This is a genomic window from uncultured Mesonia sp. (assembly GCA_947499595.1).
In the GTDB taxonomy this organism is placed as follows: domain Bacteria; phylum Bacteroidota; class Bacteroidia; order Flavobacteriales; family Flavobacteriaceae; genus Mesonia; species Mesonia sediminis.
In genome coordinates this window covers 344,922-367,663 of the sequence record CANMOY010000001.1, presented here as the reverse complement: position 1 = coordinate 367,663, position 22,742 = coordinate 344,922, and the positions used below count along the sequence as shown (strand labels likewise).

Genomic DNA, 22,742 nt, shown 5'->3' with positions numbered 1-22,742 from the left:
CAAAGGTAAGTTCAAATATGCGCTTCTACAAGTTAAAATAAAATTTTTAAGATTGATTTTGGGGCGGAACAAAATTGTTTTTCTCGTTCTTTTTCATAATTGAACTACTGGGTAATTCGTAAACTTCTAATTTAAAATATGGTAATGCTGCTAATATATGGTCAAAAAGATCTGAGACAATACCTTCATAGTTCAACCAAACCTTATCTGCCGAAAATGCATATACTTCTAAGGGTGTTCCTTGTGCCGTAGGGGGGAGCTGTCTTACCATTGCTATCATTTCATGATTTATTTTAGGATGGTTGGCAAGGTATAATTCTATATATCTCCTAAAAACACCAATATTGGTAAGGTTTCGTCCATTAACTATCTGCGATTTATTAATGTTGTGTTGTATGTTGTATTGCTCAATTTCCTTAGATTTTTCATCCAAATAGGGAGCTATTAATTGAATATTTTTTAAATCTGCTATATCTTCAGAACTCAAAAATCGAATAGAATTTGTTTTGATATTTACGGCACGCTTAATTCGACGACCACCCGAAACACTCATTCCTCGCCAGTTTTTAAATGAATCAGAAATCAAGTAATATGTAGGTATACTGGTAATGGTTTTATCAAAATTTCTTATTTTAACAGATGATAAATTTATTTCTATGACATCTCCATCTGCACCATACTTTTCCATAGTGATCCAATCACCAATTCGAACAGTATCATTTACAGCTACCTGAATGCTAGCTACAAATCCTAGAATGGTATCCTTGAAAATCAGTAAAATTATGGCGGATAATGCTCCTAAGGCGGTTAAAAATTGCCAAACTGATTTTCCTGTTAGCAAGCTAAAAATTATTATGCCTCCAAAAAGCCAAATAAAAATCATAACCACTTGTATGTAGCTTTCTATAGGCTTATCTTTAAAACTATTTAGTGTTCGTAGAAAATCTCTTAAACTTCTTAAAACACTGCGTATGAACCAAATGCTAATGATAATACTAGCAAGATCTAATAAAATAATTGATTCATCTCTCAATGCAGGGAAATCGATTAAAAGATAAGGCAACATTGAGCGATAAAACAACAACGTAATCAAATGAGTGAGGTGGGTAAGCGCATTGTTTTTAAAAAGAAAATCGTCAAAAACGGTTTTGGTTTTTTTTACCAGTTTACCAAAACTTGTAATTAGAATTTTACGGATTAAGAAATTAAAAAGATAACCTAAAATTAAAAGAAAAATAAGATTGAACGTAAAATTACCATATTGCGCCATGGTGTCCGTCCAGTTGTAATCCTTTAACCAATAGTACGCCCAACGCGCTGTTTCTTTATGCTGCATTAAATTTTAAATTTATGTAAAAATACTAGTACTTTAAACGCTAAACAAGTACATAACCAATATTTTATAATAAGTTTGCGACATCAATTAAACCCAATGAAAAAATGATTCTTTGGATTAGGAACAATGTTTAAAAGATTTAAAAATATTATCAATGATACCGACTTTATAAAAGCCTGGCTGTTACTATTTTCCTTATTTGTACCGGTTTTTTTCTTTTATTTGGTTGATGCAATGCCATATGGAATAGCCATGGCATTAGGAGTGTTTTTAATTGCTCCAAGTGATGTGCAAGGGAATTTGAAACATCGGTTTTACGGTATGGTTTCAGCGGCAATTTTGGCTGTTTTAGGTTCACTTTTAGGAGAGATAACCCAGTTCAATTTAACGATAAATTTAATTTGTCTTTTTCTCTATGTTTTCTTTACGGCGAGTGTCGCGGTATATGGTTTTAGAGCATCTTTGGTTAGTTTTTCTGGGCTTTTAGCTATCGTTTTAAGTTATGCCAATTTTAGTAAAGAAACAGGCCTTGGTTTGCATCTTCTATTTTTAGGTTTAGGGTGTTGCTGGTATATTTTAGTTAGTACACTTTATATTCTCATTAGGCCCCATAGCTATATAAAAAGGCAGCTAGGCAACCTGGCAAATACAACCGCTCAATTTTTGGTTCTACGACAGAAAATAATTGAAAAGCCAAAAAATCTAACTAAGTATTTAGAAAAGCAAAATCAACTTCATATAGAAATAAATGAACTGCACGAGAGTTTACGCGAGAGCTTAATTAGCAATAGAAAAATTTATGGACTGTCAAACACCAATAGGCGTAATTTATTAATTTTTACAGAGCTTATTGATATTTTTGAAGTAGCATTAGCCAACCCAATTGATTATAATTGGCTTACGGATTTTAAAAAGACTACTCCTCAAATTATAAAATTGTTTTCAGAATTGCAATCGGATTTAGCTAAACGACTATTACATTTTTCTTCCTATTTCTTATCTGAAGTAAAGCTTGATAAAAAAGATGGTATTCGTTTAAAAATCAGTAAACTGAGAGATGTTTTGCAAAGTGATTCATCCTTAAAAAGTGATATAGAATCAAAAGCGACACTTAAGACATGGTTTAATCAGGAAATTAGCATATATGAAAAGCTTAGCTATATTGAACGTATAGTACTGAACCTTAAAAGCAAAGACAAGTTAGCTAAATTAACTTCTAAAAGCATAAATCGTTTTCTTACACCAGTAGACTATAGTTTTAAAGTTTATAAAAATCAACTGAGTTTTAAAAATATTATATTAAGACATGCTTTACGTTTGGCTGTTTTGATGGTATTGGGTGTCATAGTTGGCAAATGGTTTGCTCTACAGAATGCTTATTGGATTGTTTTAACTACCCTGGTTATTTTAAGACCTAATTTCGGCCTGACAAAAGAACGATCTATAAAACGCATTTTGGGCACGCTGCTTGGCGGTGCTATTGCTTTTTTAATTGTGTATCTTTTTCATGATCCAATATTGTTCTTGGTACTTAGTATGCTTTGTTTAGTGATAGCATTCACTTTAATTCAAAAAAATTATATAGGGGCCGCCGCTTTTATAACGCTTAATGTTGTTTTTCTTTATGCTCTTTTGCAGCCTAATGTTTTAAATGTAATTCAATATAGGTTATTAGATACTGTAATTGGTGCTTCTTTAGCTTTTTGTGGGAATTTCATTTTGTGGCCCACTTGGGAACACGCTAATTATCAAAAGGAGGTTAAGGAAGCTATAAAAGGTAGTTTGGCTTATTTTAATCAAATTAGAAAATTATATTCAACCAAAAATAAAGTTGACGATGAATATAAACTAGCAAGAAAATTTGCTTTTATTACGCAAGGAAATCTTAGCGCAGCCTTACAGCGTATGGCGCAAGAACCTAAGTCTAAACAAGACGCTTATCAAAAATTATACAAATACACTGCCTTAAACCAAACCTTTATTTCTTCGTTAGCAAGCTTAGGTAATTTTATAAATACCCATAAGACAACTCAAATGTCAGAATCTTTTGATTTCATCGCTTCCTCGGTAGCAGATAATTTAACCACCACTCTCGAAAATTTAGAAGGAAAATCAACTGTATTAACTAGTGTAAAGGAAACCGAATCGTTAAAAAATGCTTATAACGATTTAAGTTACTCTTTAAATAAATTAACTTTGACACAAGACGAAACAGAAAAAATTCAAGAAGCCATTTTAATTTATGAACAAATAAAATGGCTTTACGAGATTTCTGAAAAACTAAAAAAAATTAGCTAGTGTATGGGATCTTATTTTAAAAGTCCACCGTTTTTTATTACCATCGGTATCTTAGCTTTTGTAGGAATTATTTATTTCAATTTTAAAGATCATTATAAAATTGACTACGATAACCCTTCTGAGGTAATTATTAAAAACACTTGGAAATTACCAAGAGAGTTAGAAGAAGTATCGGGAATTGTTTATCTCAACGAAAAACAATTAGCTTGTGTACAAGATGAAATGGGGCTTATTTATTTGTACAATATAGTAACCGGTAAGGTTGAACAAACCATTGAATTTGGTCCGCAAGATGATTATGAAGGCATAGCTATTAATGGTAATGATCTTTATACCGTAACTAGTGCTGGTAAAATATTTGAAATTAAAAGCTATTTATCAGATTCTATTAATATTAATACTTACCAAACTAAATTATCTCCAAAACACGATATTGAAGGGTTTACCTATGATCCTGCTAAAAATCAGTTATGGCTGGCAGCAAAACAAAATGGGCACAAGGATGAAAAATATAAAGGTGTTTATGCTTTTGATCTAACTTCGAAAAGGTTTATAGAAGAACCGATATTTAAATTGAAGTTTGATAATCCCATTTTTAAAGAACTTAAAAATGTGGGTAGTAAGAAAACTTTTAGAACATCAGAAATTGCCATTCATCCTCAAACAAAAGATATTTATATGTTAGATGCTAAAATTCCAAAGCTCTTGATTTTAAATCGTAACTGGGAAGCAGAAAAACTGATTGTTTTAGATCCTGATCAGCATCCGCAACCAGAGGGCATAACCTTTAGTCCCGATGGTAAAATATTTTTATCTAATGAGGGGGAGTGGAAGCCAGCCACCATTCATCAGGTTGAAATAAAGAACAAAAAGGCTACCAAAAAGAAATAAAAACTTTATTTCTTTTTAAACCAAGAGAAAATTCCCTTTTTCTTTTTCTGTTTATCTTCGTGGAAGGTTTTTTCATCCTTGTTTTTTCCAAATATTCGTTTAAAAAGTCCATCTTTTTTTTCATCATCACATTCAATGGCCTTTTTAACTTCTTTTGATATTGGTTCAAATTGCGCCTGTGTTATCGCATCAAATTCTTTATTTTTCGACAAAGCCGAGTAAAACTCAGCAAACATTGGTAGAGCAGCATTTGCCCCCTGACCGATAACGGTAGAACTAAAGTTAATTTTTGCATTATCATTTCCTACCCAAGTTAAGCAAACTAGTTTTGGTGTAATTGCAGCGAACCAAGCGTCCTTATTATTTTGAGTGGTTCCTGTTTTTCCGGCAATGGCATTATTTAATCTGTAGGTTGTTCGCAATCGTCTAGCAGTTCCTTTGTTTACGGTTGATTGCATAAACGAAAGCATAACTTGTCTAGTAAAGTTTGAAAATGCAGCCTCCTTTTTATTGGTTTTGTTTTGTTGCTCTTGGCTCCAAATAATTTCCCCTCTTTTATTTTTAATTGTTTTTATAAATACTGGTTCTGGTGCCATTCCATCATTTACAAAAGTTGAATAAACCCGAGCCATATCTAAAAGTTTCACATCGGTAACCCCTAATGCAATTGAGGGTACTTTTGGCAACTCCTGTTGAATCCCCATTTTTTTTGCCTGTTCAATTGTTTTGTCAATTCCCACTTCTTGCAATACTTTTACGGCAATAGTATTTATAGACTCGCTTAAAGCTCTTTCTAAAGAATAATTAATATGTTCGGACTCATTATTTTTTTTAGAGGCATTTTTTGGGGTCCAATTCTTCATGTCGGTATAAGTTACCGCACTAGGGTTGTAGTAGGAGCAGGGGGCTAATCCGTTCTCAATAGCAGCTGTATAAACAATCGGTTTAAATAAAGATCCTACTTGTCTTTTGCTTTGACTTACATGATCGTATTTAAAATAAGTGTAATCGACACCTCCAAGATAAGATTTAATTTCTCCAGTATTTGGTTCTATGGCGACAAAACCCATATTTAAAAATTTAGAAAAATGCTCAATACTATCTAAAATGCTAAGGTTTTTGACGGTCGGTTTCTTCCAATCAAAAACCTTAACTTTTTGTTTCCTGTTTAAGGAATCTTTAATCTCAGTCAAACTTAAATTTTGACTTTTTAGTTTTTTATAATAAGGTAATTGTTGCAGTGCCCAGTTGAAGGCTACCTTATTCCTAAGCCAAGGTGCATTATTACCATAGCCTTTTTCAAATTGACTTTGTAAACGCGACATATGTTTTTTCATAGCCCGTTCGGCAACTAATTGCATAGGTTTGTTCAAAGTAGTTTCTATTCGCAAACCATCGGTTAAAATATTATACAGTTCGCCATTGGCTTGTTTAAGCTTATGTTTTTGTATTATTTGTTCAGTTTGTTGTCTAACCTTTGCTCTAAAATAACCCGCTACACCTTGGTTGGGGGAAAAGTATTGGTAATCTAACTTGATTTTTTGGGCAATTAATTGATTTGTCTCTGTAGTACTTAAATAATTGTATTTATTCATTTGTTTCAAGACCACATCACGCCTTAACTGCGAACGTTCTGGAAATAATCTTGGATTATAGCTATGATTTGCCTTTAAACTTCCTATGAGCGTGGCGGCTTGCGCCACTGTTAGATTTTTTGTCTGGGTATTAAAGAATTTAAAGGCAGCACTTTCAACACCGTAAGTGTTATCTGGGAAAGGAACTGTGTTTAAATACAGTTCAATAATTTCTTCTTTTGAATATAAATCTTCAATACGTTGGGCAACAATACTTTCTTTAAGTTTATTGATTACAATGCTAAAAACCGGGTATGCCTCTCTTCCGTAAAGGTTTTTAGCCAATTGCAAGGTTAATGTGCTACCGCCACCAGAAGATTTATCGGATAATAAAATAGTTTTAAAAAATACCCTTAATAAGCTTTTAGCATCAATACCATCGTGCTCATAAAATCGCGTATCTTCTGTAGCAATTAAAGCATTTACAAGATGAGGAGGAAATTCTGAAAAAGACACAGCCTGCCGGTCATAAATATATACCTTGCCTAATAAAGAGCCTTGATCGTCAACTATTTCGGTTGCGACACTCTGTTTTAAATTTTTTAATTCCTCTTTCGAGGGTATTTTTCCAAATGCACCCCAATATATGCTTAAATAAAAGGCCAGGAAAACCATGCCTAAGCCAGCAAAGAGCCATAATATTTTTTTCAACCAAACTTTCATGCTTGTCTTTTAGTGCAAATTACTGGATTAGCTTTTAAATATACATATATTTTCTGCAGAGTTTAACACAGGAATATATTCAACAGATATTTTATCCTTACCTATAGCCATTACGGATTTTGAATTCGTTAAAAAAAAACTAAACCAACTATTGGTTGTGGCTTTTCAAACTAGTCAACTTATATTTAAAATAAAATTCTAAAAAATGATGAAAATAAAAGGTAAAACAGCTTTAATCACAGGAGGATCAAAAGGAATTGGTTTAGGAATAGCCGAAGCTTTACTTAAGGAAGGCGTAAACGTAGCTATAACCAGTAGGTCGCTTAGCCAAGCTGAAGAAACTGCAGCCAAATTAAATGCTAAATTCGATCAAGCAAAAGCAATAGGCCTAAAGGCAGATGCACGTAACTTTAAAGAACAACTGGAGGCTGTGCAACAAACCTTAAAACAGTTTAGCCAATTAGATTATGTAATAGCTAACGCAGGTTTAGGCCATTTTGCGCCTATTTCCGAATTGACAGAAGAACAGTGGAAAGAAACTATTGATACCAACTTAAGCGGAGTATTTTATTCGGCTAAAGCAAGTATTGATGCTTTGAGTGAAACAAAAGGATATTTTATAAGTATTTCTAGTTTAGCCGGATGTAATTTTTTTGCAGGAGGGGCGGCTTACAATGCTAGTAAATTTGGAGTTACAGGTTTTACACAAGCCATGATGCTTGATGTACGCGATAAAGGCATTAAGGTATCAACCATTATGCCTGGTTCTGTTTCTACCCATTTTAACGGGAATAATCCCAATGTTAATGAAGAACAAGAAGCTTGGAAAATACAAATAGAAGATTTAGGTGAGATAGTAGTTAATTTATTTAAAATGCACCCAAGAACTCTACCAAGTAAAATTGAAGTAAGACCAGCACAAACTAAAAAGTAGAAGGCAAAATGGAGTTGAAAAACTTAGGAACCACTAGTATAAAAATACCGCCAATAGTGTTTGGCGGTAATGTATTTGGTTGGACAGCAGATAAATCCCAAAGCTTTAAATTACTAGATGAATTAGTAAGCTTGGGTTTTAATGCCATAGATACTGCAGATGTTTATTCAAGGTGGGCTACGGGAAACCAAGGTGGTGAGTCAGAAATTATCATAGGAGAGTGGATACAGCGTAATAATAACAGAGATAAAATCAGCCTTTTTACTAAAGTAGGCAGCAATATGAGGCCTGGCGGTGAAAAAAATATCTCAAAAAAATATATTTTAAAAGCGGTAGAAGATTCACTTAGCCGCCTTAAAACCGATTATATCGACCTTTATTTCACCCATTATGATGATTATAAAACTCCAGTTTCAGAAACTTTAAGTGCTTATGAGCAGTTGATAAGGGAAGGGAAAGTAAGGCATATTGGAGCTTCAAATCTTTCACCCGAACGCTTAATAGAAAATTTAGAGGTAAGTCAGACAGAAAATTTACCTAAATACGAAGTTTTTCAACCGTTATATAACTTGCTTGATCGTGAAGAATTTGAAAAATCAATAAAAGCGATTTGCAAGGAACATAAATTAGGAGTTGTTAGTTATTTTTCGCTTGCCAGCGGATTTTTAACAGGAAAGTATAATACCGAAATGGATTTTGAAGGTGCTGAAAGAAAACGGTTTGCCCAAAAATATTTAAATCATAAAAATTTAAGTATTCTAAATCAAATGGAAAATATTGCGAATGAACATCAAGTGAGTTTAGCAGCGGTAGCTTTGCGCTGGATTATGCAAAGACCAGTCATTTCAGCTCCAATCGCGAGTGCTACCAATACAAGCCAATTGTCGGCGTTTAGAGAAGCTATTTCATTTAAATTGAGTGAGGAACAAATGAGTATTTTGAATAATTGGAGCAAAGCATAAAAAAAGCTGTGCTTATAAGCACAGCTTTTTTTATATTATCCTAAATATTTTTTCAAAATTTTATTTTTAGATTGATGTTTTAATCGTCTAATTCCTTTTTCTCTAATTTGTCTAACCCGTTCACGGCTTAAATCAAAGGTATCTCCAATTTCTTGTAAGGTCATCGCTGGTTGATTACCAATTCCATAGTTAAGACGAATTACATCAGCTTCTCGAGTTGATAAAGTGTCTAAAGCTCGATTAATTTCAATGCTTAAAGAATCCTGCATTAAAGTATCATCTGGATTAGGAGATTCTCCAGAGCTTAAAACATCATATAAATTAGAGTCATTTTCACCATCTTTAAAGGGAGCATCCATCGAAAGATGGCGTCCTGAGTTTTTTAAGGCGGTCTTTACCTGGCTAACCGACATATCTAACTCTTTCGCTATTTCTTCCGCACTAGGTGGTCGTTGTAAGCTTTGTTCTAAATGCGAAAATGCCTTATTTATTTTATTAATTACTCCAATTTTATTCAGCGGTAAGCGTACTACTCGTGATTGTTCGGCTAAAGCTTGAAGAATAGATTGACGAATCCACCAAACCGCATAAGAAATGAATTTAAAACCACGTGTTTCATCAAAACGCTTAGCGGCTTTGACTAAACCAACATTTCCTTCATTAATTAAATCGGGGAGTTTTAAACCTTGATTTTGATATTGTTTGGCTACTGAAACAACAAATCGTAAATTGGCATTAGTTAGTTTTTCGAGCGCGCGTTGATCACCTTCACGAATACGCTGTGCTAATTCTACTTCTTCTTCGGCCGTAATTAAATCTACTTTACTAATGTCCTGCAAGTATTTATCTAAAGATTTTGACTCCCTATTTGTAACCTGCTTGGTAATTTTAAGCTGTCTCATATGATGCTAAACGAATTAAATGATTTATTAAACAGGACATTATACAATTTTTTTTTGATATTTCCAAATTTTTTTGTAAGAATATCCAGGGAATAAAAAACGCAGCCTTTGGGCTGCGTTTTTTTATTTAGAAATGTTGATTATGGGAGTAATTACTTAATTTCCATTACTTCCACGTCAAACACTAAATTTTTACCAGCTAATGGATGATTTGCGTCTACAATGATAGACTCATCTTTTACTTCGGCCACTCTTAATTGGCGCTCAGTTCCATCAGGATTTTTCGATACTAATCCCATACCTACTTGAGGCTCTATTTCTTGCGGTAACTGGTTTTTAGGTACTTCTTGAAAAAGCTCTTCGCGAACCTCTCCATAAGCCTCTGTATGTGCAATATTAATGGTTTTCTTTTCGTTTACTTTCATGTCAATTAACCCGTTTTCAAAACCAGGTATAATTTGACCTTGTCCTAAGGTGAACTCAATTGGCTCACGCTCTAACGAACTGTCAAAAATTTGACCGTCTTCTAATTTCCCTGTGTAATGTACTTTAACCGTGTCATTTTGTTTAACTTGACTCATAAAATAATTTTTCTTGTTTTACTAATGGTGAGCATTTTACCCACTCGCCCAAATTAGTTCAAAAGTGATGCCAAGCATAAAATAGTAGAAATATATATATGAATATGACAATAATTCAGGTTGTTATGACAGATATTTTAAACAAAAAAAGCTCTTTAAGAGCTTTTTTTGTTTAAAATTTAATTTAACTATACTGTTATTCTTCAAGCATAGCTAAAAACTTATCTAAATTTGGTAGAATTATAATTCTTGTTCTTCTATTTTTCTCTCTACCATCACGCGTTGAATTATCTGCTAATGGTAAATAACTACTACGTCCTGCAGCAATTAGTTTTTTACCATCCACATTAAATTTGTCTTGAAGTAAACGCACAATAGAAGTAGATCTTCTTACGCTTAAATCCCAATTGTCTTGTAAATAAGATTCTTTTTTTATGGTTTGAGAATCAGTGTGGCCTTCAACCATAACTTCCATAGCTTCCTCAGAATTTACAACTTTTGCAATGCGTTTTAGTAGGGGGTAGGCCTTAGGGTTTACCCAGTAACTTCCGCTTTTAAATAATAGCTTATCTGAAATACTTATTTGTACAATCGTTTGATCTACATTAATATCAATATCGTCTTCCTCTCCGCCTAAATTCTTTTTAAGGTTGTGAGATATAGCTAAATTGATAGAATCTTCTAGCGTTTTTGCTTGCGCTAATTCTTTTTGATCAACTTGTTTTAAAGTAGAACGCATATTTTGTTTTGACTTTTCAGACATTACCGTTAAATCTTCAACAAAATCAAGTTTTTCTTCATTTTCTGCTTGCAAGCTATTAATCTTGGCGTAATACCCATTTACCTTAGCTTCAATTTTGGCAAATTTGTTTTCACAGTCCTCTTTATCTACCCGAGTCTGCATTAAAGTACTTTTGGTATCATTTAATTCGGTTTCGAGTGCTGTATATTTTTTTTTTGAAACACAAGAACTCAAGATTAGAATTGAACCTAAATACGTAAAACTTAATAATTTTTTCATTGCTTTTATTTTTGGTTTTATAACTTAAATAACCCACAAGTTTAAAGAAACGTATTTTTAAATTGCTATAATTATGTTAAAACAAGAAAGCCAACATAAAATTAATATTGGACTAATTTTTGATTATCTTTAGAATAATTTAAATTATAGTCTTATGAAGGTTTTTTTTGTATTGTGGTTTTTAAGTCTAACTTCGGTTTACGGCCAGTTTGATAACGAAAATACAGTGCGTTCTGGCGAATCACTTAATACTTCTTCAAAAAGCTTGAATACACGTGGTTTTAGTCGAAGTTCTCCTAGTTTAACTAATCCTAATATTACTTTATATAAAAATACCCGAAAGAAATGGTTGCAGGATGAGACACCGCAATTTAGCATGGAGAAACAAGAGCAATTTATAGATCAAACCCAAAATTTTGATCCAAAATATCTGGCAAAACAGGAGGGAAGTAAAACTCCAGAGAAGTTTAAGAAAAATCAAAATTTTGGAGAATTCAAAAGTTCTGGGAAATTTGTAAAAATTGTTTGTAGAGACCATATGGCGGTTGATGGCGATCAAGTACAAATAATTGTAAATGGAGAAATTCAAGTTCCTCGAATTACATTACAAAGTAGTTTTACAGAAGTACACGTAAGTTTAAAGCCAGGTTTTAATAAGATAGATATTTTAGCTTTAAATCAAGGATTATCTGGTCCCAACACCGCAGAATTTAGACTGTATAACGATCAAGGTGTTGTATTGTCAAAGAATATATGGAATTTAGCCACGGGTTTTAAGGCAACAATGATGGTAGTTAAAGAAGATGAGCAATAGAGATAAAATAAAGATATTTTTAGTATTTATGCCTTTTTTAGGAATAATTCTTTGGAGCTGTAATTCTTTAGATACTATTCCCAGTGAAATTCCTAATCCTGTAAAAATTAACAATTTTACGGCACATATTAAAACCGTTAGACCAACGGCTAGTCAAGACTTATTGCAGGTTATGTCTAAAACTAATATGATGATGCAAGGGCATACAGCTAATCGAATTGATGTGAGTCAAGATCAGTATAAACTTAGTTTTAAGGATTCTATTTTTGAAAGTAATTTACCATATTTTGGAGAATCTCAACGAGGATTACATATAGGGCAAAGCGGAATTCTGTTTTCAGGTAAACCGAAAGATTTAGTAAAACGCTATTTAGCGGATAAAAAACTAACACGCTACGAATTCATGATAGAAGATAAAGAAAATAACGAAAACTGGAATGCCAAACTAGAAGTGGTTAATAATGGCGCTGTTCGTTTATATTTATTTTCTAATTTAAGAGATCCTATAGGATATGAGGGAAGACTTAAGCAATAAAATTGTGGCTTAAATATATTCTATTTTACATAATATAAATTATAAAGTTTTTTTAGCTTGAACAATTAGCAATTCCATCATAAATTTTAAGTATGAAATCTTTCAGTATGAGGAAAATCTACTAGATTTATAGAAAAAAATATGTTCGGATTATTTAAGAAAAAATCAGAAAAAGAAAAGCTACAGTCGCAATATGAAAAACTTATGAGCGAAGCACATAAGTTGGCTTCTACCAATAGGAAGTTAAGCGACGAAAAAACCTTTCAAGCTAATGAAGTTATGAAAAAATTAGAACAATTAGAACAATAACGTATGAATTAAAACCAATTGAATTCATTGCCCTTTATTACAAAGCCTATGCGTATCATGCTTTGAGAGCGTCTATAGTCTAATAAACTTTCGGCTTGACCTAAATACCATTCTACCATTAAAAATTGATTAGCAATATTTCGTTTGAACGGATTGAAATAAATTCTTGTTCTCAAAGATCCGTATTCAAAGTCAAGTCCTTTTCTAGCGCGCAGAGCTAAAGAAAGTTTGTTTGAAATTAATTTATGCTCGAGGTTTATTTCACCCAATCCTACATAATCTAATAGATCTGGATTTCCTTCTTTACTAGCAAATGGCAGCCAAATTTTTAAACTTATGTTAGTTTGAGGTGACAATTGTGTTCTATAAGCTGCGCTTAGCCTATTCCAACTACGGCTATATATACTATCGCGACCATTTGACTCGTGCTCTAATGAAATACTTGCAACCCCTCGTAATTGTTCATTTTTATCAAATACAAATTTTCCTAGGCTTATAGAAGGGTGAAAATTCAAATCCCGAAAAGGAAAAGAATCTTCAAAAATATTCCAAAACGCTTTTTGTGTATAAGTCAATAAAACATACGTATCAAACGGTAAAGGCTCTTTGGTTAATATTTGTTTAAAGCTAACTTGATATTTTGCGTTTGATGTTTGGCTGTTTATGTTTCTATTTGTGGGTCCTCCGACAATAAAGTAATTGTCTAAATGATTAGAAAAATAAGATATTTCTCTAATAGAATCATTTATTTGATCTCTTGTAAGTTTTTGTGCTTGTAACCAATTGAATCCGCTAAGGAGAATAAATAAAGCAAATGTTTTTTTCAAAAGTTTTAGAGTATAGATTAATGTTGCATTTTTTCCCCATAGCATAAATCGCCTGCATCGCCAAGACCTGGGACTATGTATCCTTGATCATTCAATTTCTCATCGATTGTAGCAATCCATAAATGGGTATTGTTGGGGAACTCTTTTTGGAGTAGCTCTACTCCTGCTTTTGCGCCTATTACTGCTACTAAATGAATCTCTTTGGGATTACCCATTTGTTTTATGGCATTATAAACATTAACAAATGATCGACCGGTAGCTAACATAGGATCGGCAATAATTAAAGTCTTTTGATCAATTGCAGGTGAAGCCATATATTCTACCCGTATTTCAAAATCAGTTTGATTTAAGTGGTGTCTGTAAGCAGATATAAAGGAGTTTTCGGCCTTATCAAAATAATTTAATAAACCTTGATGAAGCGGAAGTCCAGCTCTTAAAATTGAACATACCACCAATTTATCTTTTAAAGCATTTACTTGTTTAGAACCTAAAGGAGTTTGAATTTCTTGATGAGTATAATTTAGTTTCTTACTGAGTTCATAGCCTAGAATTTCACCTACTCGCTCAATATTTCTTCTAAAGCGCAAACTATCCTTTTGTATGTTTACGTCACGTAGCTCTGAAATAAAGGTGTTGAGTACGGAGTTTTTATCAAGTAAATGATGAATATGCATAGTTTTACATTTTCTGCAAAATTACAAAATAAATTGGCAGTGTGTTTTTACAAATTTGAGTCAATGTATCTCTTTAATTTCTTAAGCTCTCGAGATCAATAACAAATCTATATTTTACATCGGCATTAATAACCCGCTCATAGGCTTCATTTATGTAGGGCATATCGATTAGTTCAATATCACTAACCACGTTATGTTTTCCGCAAAAATCAAGCATTTCTTGTGTTTCTTTAATTCCGCCAATAAGTGAGCCAGCTACACGTTTTCTACCCATTATTAAATTTCCTCCGTGAACGGGTTCTAGTGGTTCAATTGCACCCACCATTACCATAGTAGCGTCTATTTTTAGTAATTTGAGATACGGATTGATGTCGTGTTTTACTGGAATAGTGTTTAGTAGTAAATCAAAACTATTGGTCATTGTTTCCATGGCTTGCTTATCTTTTGAGATTAAGACTTCATCGGCTCCAAGCCTTTTAGCATCCTGTGATTTGTTTGGTGAAGTGGTAATCATTACCACGTGTGCACCCATAGCTTTTGCTAATTTTATACCCATATGTCCTAAGCCCCCTAAACCAATAACGCCTACTCGATCACCTTTTTTTACGTTCCAATGTTTAAGTGGTGAATAGGTAGTAATGCCTGCACATAATAAAGGTGCCACAGCTTTTAATTCTAAATTCTCAGGAATGCTTAAAACAAAATCTTCTTTGACCACAATCTTTTCTGAATAACCGCCAAAAGTATGACCGCCAAGTATTTGATCTTTACCATTATAAGTACCCACCATTCCATTTTGGCAGAATTGTTCTAAATCTTTATTGCAGGCTTCGCAATTCTGACATGAATCTACCATGCAACCTACTCCTACTTTATCACCTTTCTTAAACTTTTTTACATCTTCACCAATAGCAATCACTTCTCCTACAATTTCATGTCCTGGAACCACAGGGTATTTAGAACCTTTCCAGTCATTACGTACGGTATGAATATCGCTATGGCAAACACCGCAATATAAAATCTTTATTTTAACATCGTCTCGTTTTAAATCTCTTCTTTCAATTTCTAATAACTCTAATGCTGCGGTTTCTGACTGTGCACCATAAGCTTTTACTTTACTCATAATTTAATGATTTAAATTTTCTAATTCGATTATTCCCATTGCTGCCCGTTCTCCACTTAGCATCGCCGCGTTTACAGAAGCATTAAGCATTTGATCCCCTGCCAAGAAAATACCATCTTTTAATAGAGTTTCACTTGGCATTATATCATATTCTACTGGTTGTAAAATGGGTAATGCTTTTGAAATATAAAAATGGGTGAGAAATTCTAGTTCTTGAATTCCTACATAACTCTTTAATTCTTTTTTAATTCTTTTAATTAATTCTTCTTGGTTAAAATCATGTTTTTTTACAATCGTAACCGATAGCAAGTAGCGGCCTTCTTGCCTAGCTTTACGTTTGTCTATGAATACAATATTATTGATAAGCGCGTCTTTTTGTGGTAACAGGCCAATAAAATTAGCACCTACTTTCTTTTCTGAAGTAAGAAAATATAAATTATCACAAGAATGCCAGCTGGTTTTTTGGTTTTTCAGGTTCGGGATCAAATCACTGGCCTCGGTAGCAATAATTGTATAATCAGTTTTAATCGTTTTATTATTTTCAAGAAGAATAGTGTCGCTTTTTACTTCCTTAACACTAGTGTTTAATATAATTTCTGTATTTTTTAATTGACCTGCTAAATGTTTAGGTAGCGTTGATATTCCATTTTTAGGTATGCTTACTTTTCCTTCAGAAAACATTTTATAGATAAACTCAAACATCCTACTGCTTGTTTTTAATTCATCTTCTAAAAATATTCCGCCAAAAAAAGGCATAAAAAAACTATCTATTATAGTTTCAGAAAAACCATAATTTCTTAAGTAATCTATGGTTTTGGAATCGGGTGAATTAAATATCTCTTCAATGTTTTTCTTCTTTAAGGATTGACTGAGACTAAAAACTTTTAACTTGTCTTTAAAATTACCTACAGATGAAGAAAGCGTTCTAAAAAAAAGTTTTGGACTTCGTGTAAAATCACCTAAAACTTCCCATTTAGAATTCAAATAAATACTTGCTCCGGGCTCAAATGATTTTAATTGCAACTGATCTAATTTCGCGTATTCTTGTAATTTTGGATAAGCTTCTAGTAACACTTGAAAACCAACATCCACCTGGTAACCTTTCACTTTCTTCGTTTGTAAACGCCCCCCGATGTGATTATCTCTTTCAATAATTATAGGGTGGTAGCCAAATCTTTCTAAGACTATAGCTGCCACTAACCCGCTAAGACCCGCTCCTATAATATGAATTTTCTTTTCCGATTTTTCCAAAATGGTTAGATTTTATTAAGAAAATGACTTTTTGACACAATTGGATAGTCGGTATATCCTAGTGAGCCTTGGGTATAAAAAGTTTCTTTATCCCAATCGGTTGATGGAAGATTTTCTTTAAATCGCTCTACCAAGTCCGGGTTAGAAATAAAAGGTTTACCATAACAAATTAAATCGGCTAATTTTTTTTCTAAAAATTCATTACCTTTTTGCTGATCAAAACCTCCGTTAATCATTAAATTACCTTGATATAAAGGGCGAAAATGTTCGGCGATATTGGAAACCGCATAAGGTACTTCAGAAACATCTGTAAAAGGCTCAGATAAATGAACGTAGGCTAGGTTATAATTGTTTAATCGTTTAATGATGTATTCAAAGGTAGGAATTGTTTCTTCATCTATTTCAATTCCAAAAATGTTATGTGCGCTTGGGTTAAACCTTACCCCTACTTGATTTTCGGGCACTTCTCGAATGACAGCATCTAAAACTTCAAAGAAAAATCGTGCGCGATTCTCAATACTTCCCCCATATTGATCGTCACGAACATTTGAACATTTATTAAAGAATTGCTGAAAAAGGTAACCATTAGAAGAATGAATTTCTATTCCATCGCAATTAGCACGAAATGCATTTTTGGCCGCTTGAACAAAGTCGTTTTTTGTGCGTTCTATATCTTCTAGCGTCATAGCTTTTGGCGTAACGGTATCCTTCATTCCTTCTGGTGTGAATGATTGGGTATTAGGGTTAATTGCTGAAGGTGCTAAAGGCTTTTCACCGTTTAAAAAATCGGGATGAGAAATACGCCCTACGTGCCATAATTGCATGAAAAATACACCTTTAGCTTCGTGAATTTGATGGGTGACTTTTTGCCAGGCTTCTACTTGAGATTCATTGTAAATACCAGGTACATAAATATAGCCAGCCCCCTGGGGCGAGACATTAACCCCTTCAGAAATAATAAGACCTGCGCTAGCCCTCTGTTCGTAATATTTACCATGCAAGTCAGTTGTAGGAATTAAATTGTCATTATTAGCTCGACTTCTGGTCATTGGTGCCATTACCACTCGATTAGCCAATTGCAAGCCATTTAAATCAAAAGGTTCTAGTATAGGTTGTTTCATATTCTTAAAATTTAGGCTAAAGGTACGAGGGCTTTCTGAGAACAGGCGATTAAAAAACACTAAAATTAGCTTAAAATATGTACCCGTAAATACAAGTAGTTCTCTTATACAAAAGCCCAAGCTTTCTTTATATTTTATATTTATTCTATTATATTGCTAGTTAAAATAATTATAGATGCATACTGCAAGTGTTTTGGAAGAAAGAGCTAATACTGCTTTAAAAAAGTATTTTGGTTATGATCAATTTCGTAAAAACCAGCAAGAGATAATTCAACATTTTTTAAGTGGCCAAGGCGGACTTGTAATTATGCCTACCGGAGGGGGAAAATCAATTTGTTTTCAATTACCTGCATTATTATTTGAGGGCTTAGTGCTGGTAATCTCGCCTCTAATTGCTTTGATGAAAGATCAAGTTGATGCTTTAAATGTGAATGGTATAGAGGCAACTTATTTTAACAGCAGTCAATCTGCAGCAGACCAACAAGAGGTTTTAAACCAAGTAGCACAAAAAAAATTAAAATTGTTGTATGTAGCGCCAGAAAGTTTGCCGGGCCTACAACCAATACTTAAATCCAATTATATTTCGGGAATAGCGATTGACGAAGCACACTGTATTTCTTCTTGGGGGCATGATTTTAGACCTAGTTACCAACAATTAGGTTTTCTTAAAAATCAACTTCCAGAAGTTCCTATTTTAGCATTAACCGCTACAGCCGATAAAGCTACGCGAACCGATATTCTCAATCAACTAAATATACCACAAGCTCGTTTATTTTTAAATTCATTCGACAGACCTAATATTTTTTTGACGGCGAGACCTGCAGTTAACCGGGTGCAGCAAATTTTTGATTTTATAGAGAATAAATCCGGCGAAAGCGGAATAATTTATTGTTTAAGTCGCAAAGGAACAGAGGGTTTAGCTGCTAAATTAGAGCAAAAAGGCTATGAAGCCGAGGCCTATCATGCTGGGTTAAATTTTGAAGAGCGCAACCGTATTCAAGAAAATTTTGTCCGAGATAAAACCAAGATTATATGTGCTACCCTAGCTTTTGGGATGGGCATAGATAAAAGTAATGTACGCTATGTTATTCATTATAATATGCCTAAAAATATAGAAGGCTATTATCAAGAAATAGGGCGTGCAGGAAGAGACGGTTTGGCATCAACCGCGTTGTTGTTTCATACTTACGCCGATATTATTCAATTGCGTAAATTTACCGAAGGAGCTGGAAATAAAGAGTTGCAAAATGCCAAATTAGATAGAATGAAAGAATTTGCAGAAGCTACGCATTGCAGGCGTCGTATTCTATTAAGTTATTTTGGTGAATACATAGAGAAAGATTGCGGTCATTGTGATAATTGTAAAAACCCACCCGTTTTTTTTGATGGACGAATACTGGCTCAAAAAATGCTGTCTTGTATTGCTAGACTTAAACAACAAGAACCCGCTTCGACGGTGATTAATGTACTAAGAGGATCTCAAAATCAATCTATCCGAGAGAAAGGCTATTATAAAATAAAAACCTACGGAACAGGAAAAGACATAGCATGGCAAGAATGGCAGTACTATTTAACTCAATTGATAAATCAAGGATTTTGTGAAATTGCTTTCCATCAAAACAATCATTTAAAGTTAACTCAACTTTCTAAAAAAGTGTTGTTTGATGCTTACCCCGTACAATTAAGTAAACCGCAAGAAGACAAAAAGCAGTTGAGTAAGGTCATTTCAAAAACAACAAGCAAACCCAAAGATTTGTTTGCTTTACTTAAAGCATTGCGATTACGCATAGCTCAAGAAGAAAACGTACCGGCATATGTTATTTTTAATGATGCAACGCTAAAAGAAATGGATCGGGAACGACCGCAGACAGAAGAAGAATTATTGAGTATTAGCGGTGTGGGTCAGCGCAAATTAGAAGTCTATGGACCTGAATTTATAGAGGTAATTAAAACTTTCCTAGATCAAAAAAAAGGAAAGAAAAAGATAAGTACCTATAAAAAAACCTTAGCCCTTTACAAAAAAGGCAAAACAGTTGAAGAAATTGCAAATACTCGTGGTTTAAACCAGACCACTGTATTTTCGCATTTAGCAAAACTATTTGAAGAAGGAGAAGCCATAGATTTAAAACAATGGGTTGATTTAACTACGATTAAACAAATAAAAATTGCTAAGCAGGCTTTAAATAATCCAGAGCAGCTAAGACCCTATTTCGATTTTTTTGAGGGAAAAATTCCCTATGCTCAAATTAGGTTAGCACTCACCTATCTTAAAATTAATCCTTAGTTTAAATGAATAATTTAGTTATGAATAAAGTATTGATTCTTATATTCTTCCTTTACGGATTTAAGGCAGATGATTCTAATTTAAAAAAGGGAATCGATTTTTTTAAAGGAGATATAGAAGAAGCAATTGAGGTAGCGAAAATAGAAGATAAATTAATTTTTGTTGAATTTTATGCCTCTTGGTGTGGAGTTTGCAAAAAACTGAAAAAAGAAACTTTTAAGGACAAAGAGGTGGGTGATTTTTACAATCAACATTTTGTAAATTTAAAATACAATGCAGAAAAAGGAGAAGGTCGCTATTTGGCACAACAATTTAATGTTAGAGCCTATCCCACGCTTATTTACCTAAATGAGAATGGAAAAATTTTAGGTAAATTTACCGGCTTCAAAGCTCCCTACCCTTTTATACAGCAGGCAAAGATTTTTACCTCTGCCCGCTAATCATAGGTTTTACTTTAATTTTTTAAAGCTAAAATTTAACTTTTGTGAAATTTCCTTCATTTCAGGCATTTCGTGTGGTAATATCAAAGCTATGGAAAAACCAGTTTTTCCAGCTCTCGCTGTTCTTCCACTACGATGGGTATAGTACACCACTTGATCGGGTAATTGATAATGTAATACAAAATCTAAGTCTTTTACATCTATACCGCGTGCGGCAACATCTGTAGAAATTAAAAATTGAAGACTATCGTTTTTAAAAGCACGCATTACCTTCTCTCTTTCTTTTTGTTGCATATTGCCTTCTAGTGCAGCAATTGAAAAGCCCTCGTTTTGCAATAATTCATTGATTTGTTGCGCCTGTTTTTTCGTTCTGGTAAAAACAATACCTTTCTTATCTTTTTTGTAATCTAATAACTGAATAAGGACATCGTTCTTATTTTCGCGGGTAACGGGTACATATTGATGGGTAATGTTTTCATTAACCACAGATTTTTTAATTGTGCTTATTTGGGGTGCTTTAGGATTAAGATATTGCTTTACAATTTGCTGTATAGCTCCAGGCATTGTAGCCGAGAACAACCATTTTTGCCCTTGATTTTGAGTAGTTTTTAAAACAAAATCTAATTCATCTTTAAACCCGAGACTTAACATCTCATCCGCTTCATCTAAAACCAGAAGGTTTACGTTTTTCAAAGCTATTTTTTTGCGTTTTATTAAATCTACTAATCGACCTGGGGTGGCTACAACAATATGAGTTGGTCGACTTAGATTTTTGATTTGTATTTCGATTTTTTCACCGCCGTAAACCGCTTCAACAAATATTTTGGGCTCAGCGTATTTCGTGAATTTAAAGAGTTGTTTTTTTATTTGCAAAACCAATTCTCTGGTAGGAGATAAAATTACAGCCTGTATCTGTTGAGTATGTGGATCAATTTGTTGCAATAGAGGTATTCCGTAAGCAGCCGTTTTTCCGGTACCCGTTGGAGCCAAGCCAACAAAGTCTGTAGGGCCACCAAGTAAAACCGGGATACTGGCTTCTTGAATTGCTGAAGGCTCTTTGATATTAATTTCCGATAAAGCTTGTACTAAATTTTTGTTTACTCCTAATTGCTTAAAATTTCCCATCTGTAATTTTTTGCAAAGGTATTTTAATTATTTGACAATGAGATATTAATTTCTTGATATCAAGATATATTTAATGCGTTAAAATATCTATCATTTTTCTTAAAGCTATTATAAAGCATTAGGTAAATAAGTTTAAAAATAGTTACTTTCTATTCTATTAACTTTAAAAATAAAACTATGGCATTACTAGCAAGAGATGACAGGCAAATGGTCTTGCTTTATCATCCAGATATTGAATTAGGAAAACAGTGTTTTGCTACAGCACAAGCGGCAGAAATAAAAGTGTTAAGCATAAACCTAAAAAAAAATAATATCTCGGATACAGAATGGGTTGAAGTGAGTAAACTTTTAAATAAGTCATTGGCAGAAATGATAAATCAAGAGCATCCTGTTTTTAAGGAAATCTATGGCGATTCTCAACCTAATTTAGATCAGCACGATGCAATTAAAATTTTGAATAAGCATCCTGAAACTTTAGTGTATCCCATAGCTATTCGTGGTAACCAAGCGCTACAGGCTACAAAAACAGCAGATATAACCAAACTCTTTAGTTCTGATTCAAAGGGATTTGAGAAAAAAGCTATAAAATCGAATGAAAACCGATAGCAAATGCTGATAAAAATCAGTATTAATAGTAGTTAAAAAATAGGAAATTTCTGAGGTAAAACGTATCTTAGAATAAATTTAAAATAAATAGCAATATGGATATCAATTTCAATTATGTTCACGTTAAAGCGAGCGACAGATTAGAACAAGTTATAAAAGACAAATTAGATAAACTAAAAACAAGATTTGACTTTATTGTTGGAGCCGAAGTATATTTTAAAACTGAAAATTCAACAACAAATGAAAAAGGTAGAATTTGCGAGATTAAGGTCAGCTTACCTGGACCATTAATTTTTGCATCGGCAAATGAAGAAAATTTTGAAATGGCCATTAGCGAATGTGTGAATGATGTAAAGAGACAATTGCAAAAGAAGAAAGAAAAAATGGCAACTCATCATTAGATATATATTG

At 33.2% G+C, this 22,742-nt stretch carries 22 protein-coding genes; 11 read left to right on the top strand and 11 right to left on the bottom strand.

Annotated elements, in window-relative coordinates:
• Positions 1-46: 46 nt before the first annotated feature.
• Positions 47-1,336, bottom strand: coding sequence for a mechanosensitive ion channel family protein (locus ACH2AZ_RS01580; protein ID WP_394906336.1), 1,290 nt, complete (start codon positions 1,334-1,336; stop codon positions 47-49).
• Between the two features lie 126 nt (positions 1,337-1,462).
• On the opposite strand from ACH2AZ_RS01580, the gene ACH2AZ_RS01575 reads away from it, so the two are divergent.
• Positions 1,463-3,634: an FUSC family protein gene (locus ACH2AZ_RS01575; protein ID WP_394906335.1), complete on the top strand. Its 2,172-nt coding sequence runs from the start codon at positions 1,463-1,465 to the stop codon at positions 3,632-3,634.
• Positions 3,635-3,637: 3 nt separating this feature from the next.
• Entirely contained in the window at positions 3,638-4,525 is an 888-nt protein-coding gene (locus tag ACH2AZ_RS01570; RefSeq protein ID WP_394906334.1) for an SdiA-regulated domain-containing protein, read from the top strand.
• Between the two features lie 5 nt (positions 4,526-4,530).
• Here ACH2AZ_RS01570 and ACH2AZ_RS01565 read toward each other — a convergent pair whose 3' ends face one another.
• Positions 4,531-6,822 (bottom strand): transglycosylase domain-containing protein, encoded by a 2,292-nt coding sequence (locus ACH2AZ_RS01565; RefSeq protein ID WP_394906333.1) that lies wholly within the window; start codon positions 6,820-6,822, stop codon positions 4,531-4,533.
• A gap of 205 nt (positions 6,823-7,027) precedes the next feature.
• On the opposite strand from ACH2AZ_RS01565, the gene ACH2AZ_RS01560 reads away from it, so the two are divergent.
• Positions 7,028-7,756 carry an SDR family oxidoreductase gene (locus ACH2AZ_RS01560; RefSeq protein WP_394906332.1) on the top strand — a complete coding sequence of 243 codons (729 nt, stop codon included), beginning with the start codon at positions 7,028-7,030 and terminating at the stop codon, positions 7,754-7,756.
• An 8-nt stretch (positions 7,757-7,764) separates the two neighbouring features.
• Entirely contained in the window at positions 7,765-8,718 is a 954-nt protein-coding gene (locus ACH2AZ_RS01555; protein WP_394906331.1) for an aldo/keto reductase, read from the top strand.
• 35 nt (positions 8,719-8,753) lie between these two features.
• Here the strand turns inward: ACH2AZ_RS01555 and ACH2AZ_RS01550 are convergent, their stop codons facing one another.
• From ACH2AZ_RS01550 to ACH2AZ_RS01540, 3 genes are all read right to left on the bottom strand, one after another.
• Positions 8,754-9,620 carry an RNA polymerase sigma factor RpoD/SigA gene (locus tag ACH2AZ_RS01550; RefSeq protein ID WP_147862469.1) on the bottom strand — a complete coding sequence of 289 codons (867 nt, stop codon included), beginning with the start codon at positions 9,618-9,620 and terminating at the stop codon, positions 8,754-8,756.
• A gap of 152 nt (positions 9,621-9,772) precedes the next feature.
• The gene (locus ACH2AZ_RS01545) at positions 9,773-10,201 is read right to left on the bottom strand and encodes a peptidylprolyl isomerase (protein WP_147862470.1); all 429 of its coding nucleotides are present in this window, start codon (positions 10,199-10,201) and stop codon (positions 9,773-9,775) included.
• 196 nt (positions 10,202-10,397) lie between these two features.
• Positions 10,398-11,222, bottom strand: coding sequence for a flagellar motor protein MotB (locus ACH2AZ_RS01540; RefSeq protein WP_394906330.1), 825 nt, complete (start codon positions 11,220-11,222; stop codon positions 10,398-10,400).
• A gap of 154 nt (positions 11,223-11,376) precedes the next feature.
• Between ACH2AZ_RS01540 and ACH2AZ_RS01535 the strand changes: the two genes are divergently transcribed.
• The 3 genes from ACH2AZ_RS01535 (at position 11,377) to ACH2AZ_RS01525 (ending at position 12,880) form a co-directional block, all read left to right on the top strand.
• Positions 11,377-12,036 (top strand): hypothetical protein, encoded by a 660-nt coding sequence (locus ACH2AZ_RS01535; RefSeq protein WP_394906329.1) that lies wholly within the window; start codon positions 11,377-11,379, stop codon positions 12,034-12,036.
• Positions 12,037-12,064: 28 nt separating this feature from the next.
• A complete protein-coding gene (locus ACH2AZ_RS01530) occupies positions 12,065-12,571 on the top strand; it encodes a DUF4251 domain-containing protein (protein WP_394906328.1) in 507 nt (168 codons plus the stop codon).
• 141 nt (positions 12,572-12,712) lie between these two features.
• A complete protein-coding gene (locus ACH2AZ_RS01525; protein ID WP_394906327.1) occupies positions 12,713-12,880 on the top strand; it encodes a Lacal_2735 family protein in 168 nt (55 codons plus the stop codon).
• A gap of 8 nt (positions 12,881-12,888) precedes the next feature.
• Here the strand turns inward: ACH2AZ_RS01525 and ACH2AZ_RS01520 are convergent, their stop codons facing one another.
• The 5 genes from ACH2AZ_RS01520 to ACH2AZ_RS01500 all read right to left on the bottom strand — a co-directional run bounded on the left by ACH2AZ_RS01520 (position 12,889) and on the right by ACH2AZ_RS01500 (position 17,876).
• A complete protein-coding gene (locus ACH2AZ_RS01520; protein ID WP_394906326.1) occupies positions 12,889-13,707 on the bottom strand; it encodes a phospholipase A in 819 nt (272 codons plus the stop codon).
• Positions 13,708-13,724: 17 nt separating this feature from the next.
• Positions 13,725-14,381 carry a uracil phosphoribosyltransferase gene (upp, locus tag ACH2AZ_RS01515; RefSeq protein ID WP_379044406.1) on the bottom strand — a complete coding sequence of 219 codons (657 nt, stop codon included), beginning with the start codon at positions 14,379-14,381 and terminating at the stop codon, positions 13,725-13,727.
• A gap of 73 nt (positions 14,382-14,454) precedes the next feature.
• Entirely contained in the window at positions 14,455-15,504 is a 1,050-nt protein-coding gene (locus ACH2AZ_RS01510) for an NAD(P)-dependent alcohol dehydrogenase (RefSeq protein WP_394906325.1), read from the bottom strand.
• 3 nt (positions 15,505-15,507) lie between these two features.
• The gene (locus ACH2AZ_RS01505; protein ID WP_394906324.1) at positions 15,508-16,755 is read right to left on the bottom strand and encodes an NAD(P)/FAD-dependent oxidoreductase; all 1,248 of its coding nucleotides are present in this window, start codon (positions 16,753-16,755) and stop codon (positions 15,508-15,510) included.
• 5 nt (positions 16,756-16,760) lie between these two features.
• Positions 16,761-17,876: an alkene reductase gene (locus ACH2AZ_RS01500; protein ID WP_394906323.1), complete on the bottom strand. Its 1,116-nt coding sequence runs from the start codon at positions 17,874-17,876 to the stop codon at positions 16,761-16,763.
• Positions 17,877-18,051: 175 nt separating this feature from the next.
• On the opposite strand from ACH2AZ_RS01500, the gene recQ reads away from it, so the two are divergent.
• Both recQ and ACH2AZ_RS01490 read left to right on the top strand, forming a co-directional pair.
• Complete coding sequence (recQ, locus tag ACH2AZ_RS01495) at positions 18,052-20,160, top strand: DNA helicase RecQ (RefSeq protein ID WP_394906322.1); 2,109 nt, start codon at positions 18,052-18,054, stop codon at positions 20,158-20,160.
• 5 nt (positions 20,161-20,165) lie between these two features.
• On the top strand, positions 20,166-20,600 hold the full coding sequence (locus tag ACH2AZ_RS01490) for a thioredoxin family protein (protein WP_394906321.1): 435 nt from the start codon (positions 20,166-20,168) through the stop codon (positions 20,598-20,600).
• Between the two features lie 9 nt (positions 20,601-20,609).
• Here the strand turns inward: ACH2AZ_RS01490 and ACH2AZ_RS01485 are convergent, their stop codons facing one another.
• Complete coding sequence (locus tag ACH2AZ_RS01485) at positions 20,610-21,725, bottom strand: DEAD/DEAH box helicase (RefSeq protein WP_394906320.1); 1,116 nt, start codon at positions 21,723-21,725, stop codon at positions 20,610-20,612.
• 177 nt (positions 21,726-21,902) lie between these two features.
• Here ACH2AZ_RS01485 and ACH2AZ_RS01480 point away from each other — a divergent pair, with 177 nt between their 5' ends.
• Complete coding sequence (locus tag ACH2AZ_RS01480; RefSeq protein ID WP_394906319.1) at positions 21,903-22,331, top strand: arsenate reductase family protein; 429 nt, start codon at positions 21,903-21,905, stop codon at positions 22,329-22,331.
• A 95-nt stretch (positions 22,332-22,426) separates the two neighbouring features.
• Positions 22,427-22,732: a ribosome hibernation-promoting factor, HPF/YfiA family gene (gene hpf, locus ACH2AZ_RS01475; RefSeq protein WP_394906318.1), complete on the top strand. Its 306-nt coding sequence runs from the start codon at positions 22,427-22,429 to the stop codon at positions 22,730-22,732.
• The last annotated feature ends 10 nt before the right edge of the window (positions 22,733-22,742 follow it).

Bases quoted from the DNA above. Each gene is read 5' to 3' on its own strand.
- ACH2AZ_RS01580 (WP_394906336.1), bottom strand. From the start codon at position 1,336: ATGCAGCATAAAGAAACAGCGCGTTGGGCGTACTATTGGTTAAAGGAT.
- ACH2AZ_RS01575 (WP_394906335.1), top strand. From the start codon at position 1,463: ATGTTTAAAAGATTTAAAAATATTATCAATGATACCGACTTTATAAAA.
- ACH2AZ_RS01570 (WP_394906334.1), top strand. From the start codon at position 3,638: ATGGGATCTTATTTTAAAAGTCCACCGTTTTTTATTACCATCGGTATC.
- ACH2AZ_RS01565 (WP_394906333.1), bottom strand. From the start codon at position 6,822: ATGAAAGTTTGGTTGAAAAAAATATTATGGCTCTTTGCTGGCTTAGGC.
- ACH2AZ_RS01560 (WP_394906332.1), top strand. From the start codon at position 7,028: ATGATGAAAATAAAAGGTAAAACAGCTTTAATCACAGGAGGATCAAAA.
- ACH2AZ_RS01555 (WP_394906331.1), top strand. From the start codon at position 7,765: ATGGAGTTGAAAAACTTAGGAACCACTAGTATAAAAATACCGCCAATA.
- ACH2AZ_RS01550 (WP_147862469.1), bottom strand. From the start codon at position 9,620: ATGAGACAGCTTAAAATTACCAAGCAGGTTACAAATAGGGAGTCAAAA.
- ACH2AZ_RS01545 (WP_147862470.1), bottom strand. From the start codon at position 10,201: ATGAGTCAAGTTAAACAAAATGACACGGTTAAAGTACATTACACAGGG.
- ACH2AZ_RS01540 (WP_394906330.1), bottom strand. From the start codon at position 11,222: ATGAAAAAATTATTAAGTTTTACGTATTTAGGTTCAATTCTAATCTTG.
- ACH2AZ_RS01535 (WP_394906329.1), top strand. From the start codon at position 11,377: ATGAAGGTTTTTTTTGTATTGTGGTTTTTAAGTCTAACTTCGGTTTAC.
- ACH2AZ_RS01530 (WP_394906328.1), top strand. From the start codon at position 12,065: ATGCCTTTTTTAGGAATAATTCTTTGGAGCTGTAATTCTTTAGATACT.
- ACH2AZ_RS01525 (WP_394906327.1), top strand. From the start codon at position 12,713: ATGTTCGGATTATTTAAGAAAAAATCAGAAAAAGAAAAGCTACAGTCG.
- upp (WP_379044406.1), bottom strand. From the start codon at position 14,381: ATGCATATTCATCATTTACTTGATAAAAACTCCGTACTCAACACCTTT.
- ACH2AZ_RS01510 (WP_394906325.1), bottom strand. From the start codon at position 15,504: ATGAGTAAAGTAAAAGCTTATGGTGCACAGTCAGAAACCGCAGCATTA.
- ACH2AZ_RS01500 (WP_394906323.1), bottom strand. From the start codon at position 17,876: ATGAAACAACCTATACTAGAACCTTTTGATTTAAATGGCTTGCAATTG.
- recQ (WP_394906322.1), top strand. From the start codon at position 18,052: ATGCATACTGCAAGTGTTTTGGAAGAAAGAGCTAATACTGCTTTAAAA.
- ACH2AZ_RS01490 (WP_394906321.1), top strand. From the start codon at position 20,166: ATGAATAATTTAGTTATGAATAAAGTATTGATTCTTATATTCTTCCTT.
- ACH2AZ_RS01485 (WP_394906320.1), bottom strand. From the start codon at position 21,725: ATGGGAAATTTTAAGCAATTAGGAGTAAACAAAAATTTAGTACAAGCT.
- ACH2AZ_RS01480 (WP_394906319.1), top strand. From the start codon at position 21,903: ATGGCATTACTAGCAAGAGATGACAGGCAAATGGTCTTGCTTTATCAT.
- hpf (WP_394906318.1), top strand. From the start codon at position 22,427: ATGGATATCAATTTCAATTATGTTCACGTTAAAGCGAGCGACAGATTA.